This window comes from Capnocytophaga sp. oral taxon 326 str. F0382 (assembly GCF_000318295.1).
GTDB lineage: Bacteria > Bacteroidota > Bacteroidia > Flavobacteriales > Flavobacteriaceae > Capnocytophaga > Capnocytophaga periodontitidis.
Map to the genome: position 1 here is coordinate 1 of NZ_KB291467.1, position 8,945 is coordinate 8,945.

Here is an 8,945-nt window from a genome sequence, read left to right on the forward strand (position 1 = left end):
GAGAGTTTTTTCGGGGGGGGTGGGAGCGGTGGGGGTTAGAGAAAGAGAGGGTGGTGATGGGATTTGGTGGTGATGAAAGTGGTGGACTTCTTTTTTTGGGGGGGGTGTTTTTGGGGGTGAATAATTGAGTAATTGATATTTTTTAATATCTTTGCACCTATATTTATATAAATCAATAATGAAAAGAGTTTTTATACTTTGGCTATTGGCTTGCTCTTTTGTTCAAGGGCAGACTTCTATTTGTATAGGTGAACAATTATCGGTTTCTTCTAAAGTGTTAGGTGAAACGCGTACTATAAGTGTGTATTTGCCTGATTCGTATTACGACTCTACTTTAAAAAAGACAAACTATCCTGTGGTGTATCTGCTTGATGCAGAAACAAACTTCAACTATTTTACTACTTTGATGGGGAAATTGGCTCAGGGAATCCCTAATGTACCTGAAATGATTGTAATTGGAATTGAAAACACACAGCGCGAAAGGGATTTTGGGAGCGATAGTGACCGTTTTTGGCAGTTTGTGGCTGATGAGCTTATTCCTTTGGTTAAAAAACAATACAGATGTAGTGATTTTCGCATTTTAGTAGGTCACTCATTGAGTGGTTTGGCGGTGGTTTCTGCTCTTAACAAACATACGGAGCTATTTAATGCTTATATTGCACACGACCCAAGTTTGTGGTGGGGAGAAAACGATGGAGAGCGGTTGTTCGAAGCGAATAAAGGGAAGGATTTTAAACATCGGATTTTTTATTTATCGTATTCGGGGAAGAAGGTGCGCAACAATGGACGCAGTAGGCATCGGGAGGCGATAGAGGCGGTGCAGGCAATGGCTGCAAAGGGAGCTTTTAAGAATTTGGAGACTTATTTTGTTGAATATCCCAACGAGAATCACGGCACAATACAAGTGGTAGGAAATATGGATTTGATGCGGAGGCTTTTTGCAGAGATGTTCATCGACCGCAATGATATTGAGGAGAATCCAGCAGTTATCCAGCAGCGGTATGAGGCGCTTTCTAAAAGGTTACATTATAAGTTTGTGCCGAGTGAGAAGTATTTGAGAAATACCGAGAAATGGCTGAAGAAAGTAAAAAGTGAATAGTAAAAATAGAAAAGGTGCTTAGAGAGATTGTTTTCCAAGCACCTTTTTGTTTTATTATTTGAAGTGACCGATAGCGTTGATGAAAGAAGCTCCTTTTACAGTGAGACCTTTGGTGGCTACATTGGTAGCAGGATTAATTACATAGATAGCAGGGTCACTGTTTTTTACATTTACTGGTAGATAGACTTTACCATTATAGACAGCAAGCTCTACGGGGTTTGACGTCATATTAGCAAAATCAGAGAGAGCTGGCAGTCCGGTTACCCAGTTGAAGGATTTAGCTTCCATATCTACAATAGCAAAGCGGTTTACATCTACTCCATTGAGGGCAGCTTTTGAAGCATCATTAAAGAACTCAAGCAAGAACTTATTACCGGTGATATGCCATACACGACGGAAGATTCCGTTACCGGATACTGCCGAAATATCAAAGAAATAAGAACTATCAAAGTCGGTAGCGCCTTGTTTGATACGCAAAGCACCTGCAGGTTTTGTTGAAGCAACATCGGGAGTTTGAGGGGCTTTTACTTTAGGAGGATTCTTAGCAATTGCTCCTGAGAATACATATACATCGCCATTATCGGCTTTACCCATTTCTAACAAATATTGAGATTTGAAACGACCTGCACTATAGCTGAGCTTATCGCTTTTATAGCTACGTTTGAGGTTCAAGTCTTTATCAAGTACCCCTACATATACTACATCGGGATTGTGGATTTTACCGGTACTTGAACCTTGAGCTACTTGTACATCTTTGTAATCAGAAACTATCATACCGCTGAAGAACTCACCGTTACCATTGTCTAAGATACCAGCAAACGACACGATTTCTTGAGTAGAAGAGGAGGTGTTCATCTCAGGAAGGAGATTTGCTGTATGGATAGTTTTGGTAAAAGCTTTGGTATAATTGTTGGCATTGCGGAAGTTGAAGGTTGCGCCGTCTTTTTTGCCTTCGTATTCTTGTCCGCCTACTACAGTTATCCAATAATCACTGAAGAAACCGAAAGTAGTGGCACGTTCGGCTACGTCAAAATCAGTAAGGTGTTTTACACCTTGAGCTGTTTTTTCGTAAGAAATACCGATACCAGCTCCTTTAAAGCCATAGGATAGACCTACTGCTGTGTTCTTGTTGAACTGCCAGAAATAGCCATTGGCTTCTTTGAATTGTTCTTGGTTAGCAGAAAGAGGGAGTTCACCATTTTCTACGTTTTTAGCGACCAATAGATAACGAGTTTTATTTTGATCACCTCCAGCATCGATGAAGAAGTTAGCTCCCTCGGCAGAAGGAGGAGGAACTGGAGTATTATCGTCTTTTTTGCAAGACGTGAGGGCTACGAGGCTAAGTAGAGAGCCTACAAGTAGCGTTTTTTTGAATGTTTGAAAATTGATATACATATATTTAGAAATTAGTTGTTAGAAATTAGGGGTTAGTAGAATCGGTAGGAGAGTTTGGCATAGAAAGCGCGACCAGCTTTTTGGAGGCTGTAGTTATCGTACAACAATTTATCGGTGATATTTTTGGCTTCTACGGAAAGACTTAACCGTTTGTTAGGAGTGTAGTAGGTAAGACTCACATCGTGTGAAAGTTGGCGAGGGACTTTAATTTTTGTTCCTTCGCTTTGCCACGAGGTAAAAAACTCTTCGGTGAAAAAGAGATTATAGTTTAGTGATAGTCTGTCGCGTTTAGCAATGAGGCTTTCTATATTACAAGTAGCATCGGCGTTGCCAAATAGATAAGGCATATTGGGCAAACGGTCGTTATAGATAGCAGAAGGGCGACCTGTTTCAGTAAATTCTTCTTTGTTGCGCAAGTTCATATAAGACAAGTTGCCACCTACTGAAAATGCATCTTTATAGAAGAAATAGCGCAGGGTAGCATCGACTCCCATATTGAGTACCTTACCGTGATTTCGGCTTCCTGCGGAGCCTTCATTAGCTCCTGCACTGATAATACTTCTGATGATATAATCTTTGATATAACGATAGGCAAAACCCACTTCTACTAAGAATGAATGCGCTTTGAACGCAGGTTGATAAGAGAGATTTACATTCAGGTTATCGCTATTTTCGGGTTTGAGCTTATAGTTGCCAATCTCTAAATCGCCATCGCCAAAGAGTTCGGTATCAGTAGGTAGGCGGAAGCTCTTTTCATAAGAAAGTTTGGCTTGTAGAGGCTTTAAGAGCTGATAAGTAGTCGCCCCACCATACCCCCAAGCCTGAGTGTGATGAGTTTCCTCTTCATATACCGCGCGACTTCCATATCCAGTAACAATCACTGGACCTGTTACAGCTGTATTGTAATATTTACCGAAAGCTAATATATTCCAACGCTCGGAGGGGGTGAACTTATATGATAATCCAGATATATTTTTCTCATTGACACGCCTCATAAAATCGGAATCGAGGGTATAGTTGGTAATGAGCATATTTTTGTTACGCCGAATGTAATTACTGAAGGTGTGTGTGAGTTGAAAAGAGTGTTTTTCATTGAGTTGATAGTCTAAGTGTGAAGTAATATAGCCCGTTTTACCTTCAAAAATAGTGTTTTGGAGTTGCGATTCACCACGAGTAACCATTGGTTCATACTCACCCGTCCAGCTATAACGGCGAGCTTCTTCATCTACATTCTGAGTGGTGGTAAAATCATAACGCCCTGTAAGGAAGAAAGAGAGACCTTTGAGGATATTCTTTTTCTCATATTCTACTGAAGATGAATAGTTATGAGATTTGCGGTACTTACCTCCGAAGACTTTTTGCATTAGGTTGGCGTTTTGGAGTTGTTTATCCTCTTGACTATAATTAAGTGCAAAAGAAAGTTTATCAGCCCATTTTTCATCGAAAATATTCACACGACCTATGATAGCCTCGTTGTGATAACGGTCGTGAAAGCGTTTGAACCAGCGTTTTTCTTTAGAGTAAGAGCCTGTTTGGAGGTCGAGATATTCAGTAAATACTTTATAGCTGTTATCGGAGTAATTTTGGTAAGCATTGAGTTCTACACTGATGTTATCGGTGAGGAATTGCCCGAGGTTTAAGGTACTTTTATGGGTGTTGAAAGAACCAAAAGTATAGGATAGATTGCCGTAGTTGTATCGGCTTTTGCGTGTTACTACATTGATAGCGCCCCCAAGAGCATCGGCACCAAAAGTAACAGGCACCACACCTTTGTAAATTTCGATACGTTCGATAAGTTCAGCGGGAATATTATTAATGCGAAAAGAGGCATTAGCTTCGTTCATAGGTACCCCATCGATAAAGATACGCACGTGACGACCGGTAAAGCCATTAAGATTGATTGCTGTTTCTGCCCCAACTCCACCAGTTTCGCGCATCTTCACTCCCGATACACGAGCAAGCATATCGGCAGCATTGCTGTTGAGATTGCGGAGCTGTTGAGCTTCGATAGCAACCACGTTGTAAGCTGCTTTTTGCACTTGCTTGATAGGTGATTGCCCTGTGAGCACAACCTCACTGAGTTGCGTAACTCCTTCTTCAACAGATTGAGAGAAGAGTTGAGTTGCACAAAAAGAAGTGAGTAAAAGGATTATATTTTTAGGTGATAAAGGCATTATCGTATCTCTGTTTTTAGAATAACGGGGGCAAAGGTACGAAAATTATTTTGAATAATCCTAAATTAGCAATGATTTATCTTCCCATATATATCAACAAGATACTAATATCGGCAGGAGAAACACCGCTGATACGAGAGGCTTGAGAAAGGGTTGTTGGGCGTATTTTCTTTAGTTTTTCACGTCCTTCGAAAGAGAGGGAGATAATTTTATCGTAATCAAAATTATCGGGAATACGCACGCTCTCTAAGCGGTTCAGTTTATCGGCATTATTGCGTTCTTTTTCTATATAACCTGCGTATTTAACTTCTACTTCAGCACAAGTTTTTTCTTCTTCATTAAGGTTATTTTCCTTTATATAACTTGCGATGCGGTCTATAGACTCAAAATCGGCGAGAGTTACATCGGGGCGTGAGAGTACTTTTTGGAGTTTATCACCTTGTTTCATTGGTGATGAATCGTATTTTTCGAGAATAGGATTCACTTCGTCGGGGGTAACGCTCAATTCCTTTATATAGGTAATAAAGTCGTTTACTTTGCGATTTTTGGTTTCCCAAGCGCGGTAACGCTCTTCACTTACCGTACCTATTTCATACCCCAGAGGAGTAAGGCGGCTATCGGCATTATCCTGACGGAGGAGGGTGCGGTATTCGGCACGTGAGGTGAACATACGATAAGGTTCTTCGGTGCCTTTGGTGATAAGGTCGTCGATGAGAACTCCTATATAAGCCTCGTCGCGTTTTAGCACAAAAGGTTCGCGTTCGCGCACTTTTAGTACAGCATTCACGCCTGCCATCAATCCTTGAGCAGCAGCTTCCTCATAGCCTGTAGTTCCGTTGATTTGTCCAGCGAAGTATAAGTTTTCTATCAGTTTTGTTTCGAGTGTATGTTTGAGTTGGGTAGGTGGGAAATAGTCGTATTCAATGGCATAACCAGGGCGGAGGAATTTCACTTTTTCAAAGCCTGCCACCTGACTAAGGGCAGCATATTGCACTTCTTCTGGCAAAGAGGTTGAAAAGCCATTGACATACATCTCGACCGTATGCCAGCCTTCGGGTTCTACAAACAGCTGGTGACGTTCTTTATCGGCAAAACGGTTGATTTTATCTTCGATTGAAGGACAATAACGAGGGCCTACGCCGTGTATAATTCCCTGGAACATAGGTGAGCGGTCAAAGCCCGTACGAAGGATATTGTGTACGCGCTTGCTGGTGTAGGTCATATAACAATCTTTTTGTACGGCAAGAGGTTTTGTTTCAGAGGAAAAAGAGAATTTTTGAGGATGCTCGTCACCTGGTTGAGGAATCATCTTGGTAAAGTCGAGAGAACGAGCATCTACACGAGGTGGTGTACCGGTTTTCATACGACCAGCTTCAAAACCGTGTTGCACGAGACATTCGGTAAGTCCGTGAGCAGCAGGTTCACCTACACGACCGCCACCGAACTGTTTGAGCCCTATGTGCATCACCCCATTGAGGAAAGTACCATTGGTGAGCACCACACTTTTGGCTTTGATAGTAACCCCTAAAGAGGTGCGTACCCCCACTACCCTATCCTTTTCGATAAGCAGGTCGTTTACCATACCTTGGAAGAAATCAAGGGTAGGGAGGCTTTCCAACTGTAAGCGCCACGCTTCGGAAAATCGCATACGATCGGATTGTGCGCGCGGACTCCACATTGCAGGTCCTTTGGACTGGTTGAGCATCTTAAATTGGATAGCCGTTTTATCGGTAATAATACCCATATAGCCGCCCAGCGCATCGATTTCACGCACTATTTGTCCTTTGGCGATGCCTCCCACAGCGGGGTTGCAGCTCATTTGGGCTATATGTTGGAGGTTCATAGTAATAAGGAGGGTTTGTGCGCCCATATTGGCAGCAGCAGCAGCAGCTTCGGCACCTGCGTGCCCTGCGCCTACTACTATCACATCATATTCAGTTGTAAACATTTATCGATTTGTCAATTTTTTGATTTGTCAATTGGGTAATGAGAGTGTTCAAAAAGTTTTATTGCTATGGGCGTTTGCAAAACGCCCCTACAACATACTCTAAAAAAGAGTGATTATCAGTGTAGCAACAAAAAATTTGCCAACCATTTTTGATTGCCTATAATTTCAGGCGGCAAAGGTACAAAACAATTGACAATTAACAATTAATAATTAACAATTCACCTGGCGGTAAGCGCGCTCTAAGAAGCGATATTGGCTTTTAGGCATCATTACAGTGATGGGGGTATTGGGTTGTTGGCGGGTGTAGATATAGGCTTCTTCTATTAGTCTATTACCTTTTTTTGAACGACTGTGGTGTTCTTGCCGACATTTCCATTCTAAATGCACTATATCCGTCAGCGGAATTCCCTCACTAAGATTCGACATAAAGTAGGCTTTCTCTTGGCAAATCACTACAAAAGGAGAATAGCGTTGAGCGAAGTTTATCAACTGCATCATTTGGGTAAAACGCTCGTAATCAGAATCACTCATTGCTTCTAATAGCTTTTGTAAGTATTTAATATTTCGACTGTCGTGAAAATATAAGGCTATACACCATCCTAAAAATTCTGCTGCAGTAGGGTAGATTATAAAAGGATGCTGCTGGGTATAAAGAAGTAAATTTTCATAAAAAGAATGAGGCATATCCAACAACTCAAAAAGTAGAAAAGGGCAAAAAGTTAGGCAAAACAATAGCCCTATAGACACTGATACTACCCCTACGTATTTCTTTAATTTAGCGATGTACAGCTTCCGTTTTTCGGGCATATAACGCGGACTGCTATAGTGCAAGTTGTTATCGGGTTTTCTATTGAAAAAATAGTAACCCGTTGCTATGCAGAGTGCCCAAAAAGGGATAGTAGCAACAAAACCCATTATTGATTTTTTGTTAAATAGTTGTAAAGAGCTTGAATGCTTTTTTCAAATCGTTTAATGATTTTAGGGTTGGTAACCTTATGCCACAATTGAGGTTGTTCATACCAAGCGGTACTTGCGCCAGCGCGGCTATAGCCGAGCTCTAACTGTCCGTTGATATTTACTATAAAGTAGTAATCGGATGGGAAATAGGCATCTTTCACATCGAAGAAAACGATAGCTTTAGGGAGGTAGAAATCGCCGTATTCATAGGTAGTATGAGGCTTTTCGGTATTCCAAACCACAGCGTGTTTAAAAGGTTTGTTGTTATTCCAAAAAGCAAAGGTAGATTTTTTTTGAGGGAGCTCAAAAATTTGGAGCGCATCTTCGGGAATGAAGGCGCTGAGTGCTATAATTTTATCAAATAATTCGACTGTAATGACCTCGTTTTTCAGGGGTACATCGTGTAGTTTCTTTTCTCTATAGTAAATGCGTGGCATAATGATGTAAGTCTTTTTTGAGCGTGCAAAGTTAGTAATAATTTGTTAATTTGCCAATTCGTTAATAGGCTTGTAGTGTTTTTCTTTTTTGTTGTATTGCCATTCTATCATAGTTTCTTGCTTGGCGGAGAGTTCTTCATTGCAAAAACCTTCGGCATCGGGAACGATTTGTATTTGATTGGTAGTACGGTGTTCCATCAGGGCAAAAAAACCGTATACCTTATGAGGTAGAATGCTAAAATGGCTGGTAGTTTCTTCTTTAGAGCCATTACAAGGGATTTGCCCCGCACTAAGTTCACCACCTTCTATCTTTCCTGAATAAGTCATTGCATTGGCTGTAAATATGTTATGAAGTTTTTTACCTTTGGGTATCAACCAAAGTAGCTCTTCTCGTCCGGTAGGGTTATAGCGCACACTATTAGAAAAGAAAGCTCTGAGTTGGTAAGCGGGAGTTTTAGTATTCAGTTGTTGGGGGTGGGGTACTATTTCTAAGCCTCTCAAAGCGTTGTCTTCGGCTATAGACCATTGGTTTTCACCTTTGTAATAGGATTTTATTTTCTGTTTAGCTGTATGGTAGTTTATCACATACAAATCTATTTTTACAGCGCCCTGTTCTCTTTTAACAATTGGAAAGGTGATGAGCTGATACAGAGAGTCGCCTTGTACAGCTTGTGTGTATAGAAGGCCCAATAAACTTGACGTTTTTCGATTTTGAATTTTTTTTCAATTGCTTTGAAAGCAGGTGTTTCATAAGGGAGGTTTTGAGAGAAAATTGCTAAGGGCAAGAATAGTAAAAGATACAGATAAGGTTTCATTTTTTTATTTGTTTTTATAAGGTTCATTAATCTTGGGGCAAAGGTACAAATAATTTGTCAATTAGTCAATTAGTTGATTTGTTAATAAAAAATAGTAGTTAGTTTTTTTGATAACCAACT

7 protein-coding genes are annotated in these 8,945 nt (G+C 40.7%); 1 reads left to right on the forward strand and 6 read right to left on the reverse strand.

Features of this window, described 5'->3' with window-relative positions; all coding sequences use genetic code 11:
- Positions 1 to 178: 178 nt before the first annotated feature.
- Positions 179 to 1,099 (forward strand): alpha/beta hydrolase, encoded by a 921-nt coding sequence (locus HMPREF9073_RS14385; RefSeq protein WP_009414359.1) that lies wholly within the window; start codon positions 179 to 181, stop codon positions 1,097 to 1,099.
- A gap of 54 nt (positions 1,100 to 1,153) precedes the next feature.
- Here the strand turns inward: HMPREF9073_RS14385 and HMPREF9073_RS14390 are convergent, their stop codons facing one another.
- From HMPREF9073_RS14390 to HMPREF9073_RS14415, 6 genes are all read right to left on the reverse strand, one after another.
- Positions 1,154 to 2,494, reverse strand: coding sequence for a DUF4374 domain-containing protein (locus HMPREF9073_RS14390; protein WP_009414360.1), 1,341 nt, complete (start codon positions 2,492 to 2,494; stop codon positions 1,154 to 1,156).
- A 32-nt stretch (positions 2,495 to 2,526) separates the two neighbouring features.
- Entirely contained in the window at positions 2,527 to 4,668 is a 2,142-nt protein-coding gene (locus HMPREF9073_RS14395; protein ID WP_009751184.1) for a TonB-dependent receptor, read from the reverse strand.
- 76 nt (positions 4,669 to 4,744) lie between these two features.
- On the reverse strand, positions 4,745 to 6,616 hold the full coding sequence (gene mnmG / locus HMPREF9073_RS14400) for a tRNA uridine-5-carboxymethylaminomethyl(34) synthesis enzyme MnmG (protein ID WP_009751185.1): 1,872 nt from the start codon (positions 6,614 to 6,616) through the stop codon (positions 4,745 to 4,747).
- Between the two features lie 210 nt (positions 6,617 to 6,826).
- Positions 6,827 to 7,531 (reverse strand): hypothetical protein, encoded by a 705-nt coding sequence (locus HMPREF9073_RS14405; protein WP_009751186.1) that lies wholly within the window; start codon positions 7,529 to 7,531, stop codon positions 6,827 to 6,829.
- A complete protein-coding gene (locus tag HMPREF9073_RS14410; RefSeq protein ID WP_009751187.1) occupies positions 7,531 to 8,010 on the reverse strand; it encodes a hypothetical protein in 480 nt (159 codons plus the stop codon). Before HMPREF9073_RS14410 ends, HMPREF9073_RS14405 begins: the two co-directional genes overlap by 1 nt.
- Before the next feature lie 45 nt (positions 8,011 to 8,055).
- Positions 8,056 to 8,700 carry a hypothetical protein gene (locus HMPREF9073_RS14415; protein ID WP_009751188.1) on the reverse strand — a complete coding sequence of 215 codons (645 nt, stop codon included), beginning with the start codon at positions 8,698 to 8,700 and terminating at the stop codon, positions 8,056 to 8,058.
- Between the last annotated feature and the right edge of the window lie 245 nt (positions 8,701 to 8,945).

What these genes read in the sequence shown, in the direction of transcription:
- HMPREF9073_RS14390 (WP_009414360.1), bottom strand. Translation starts at nt 2,494, where the DNA reads ATGTATATCAATTTTCAAACATTCAAAAAAACGCTACTTGTAGGCTCT.
- HMPREF9073_RS14405 (WP_009751186.1), bottom strand. Translation starts at nt 7,531, where the DNA reads ATGGGTTTTGTTGCTACTATCCCTTTTTGGGCACTCTGCATAGCAACG.
- HMPREF9073_RS14410 (WP_009751187.1), bottom strand. Translation starts at nt 8,010, where the DNA reads ATGCCACGCATTTACTATAGAGAAAAGAAACTACACGATGTACCCCTG.
- HMPREF9073_RS14395 (WP_009751184.1), bottom strand. Translation starts at nt 4,668, where the DNA reads ATGCCTTTATCACCTAAAAATATAATCCTTTTACTCACTTCTTTTTGT.
- mnmG (WP_009751185.1), bottom strand. Translation starts at nt 6,616, where the DNA reads ATGTTTACAACTGAATATGATGTGATAGTAGTAGGCGCAGGGCACGCA.
- HMPREF9073_RS14385 (WP_009414359.1), top strand. Translation starts at nt 179, where the DNA reads ATGAAAAGAGTTTTTATACTTTGGCTATTGGCTTGCTCTTTTGTTCAA.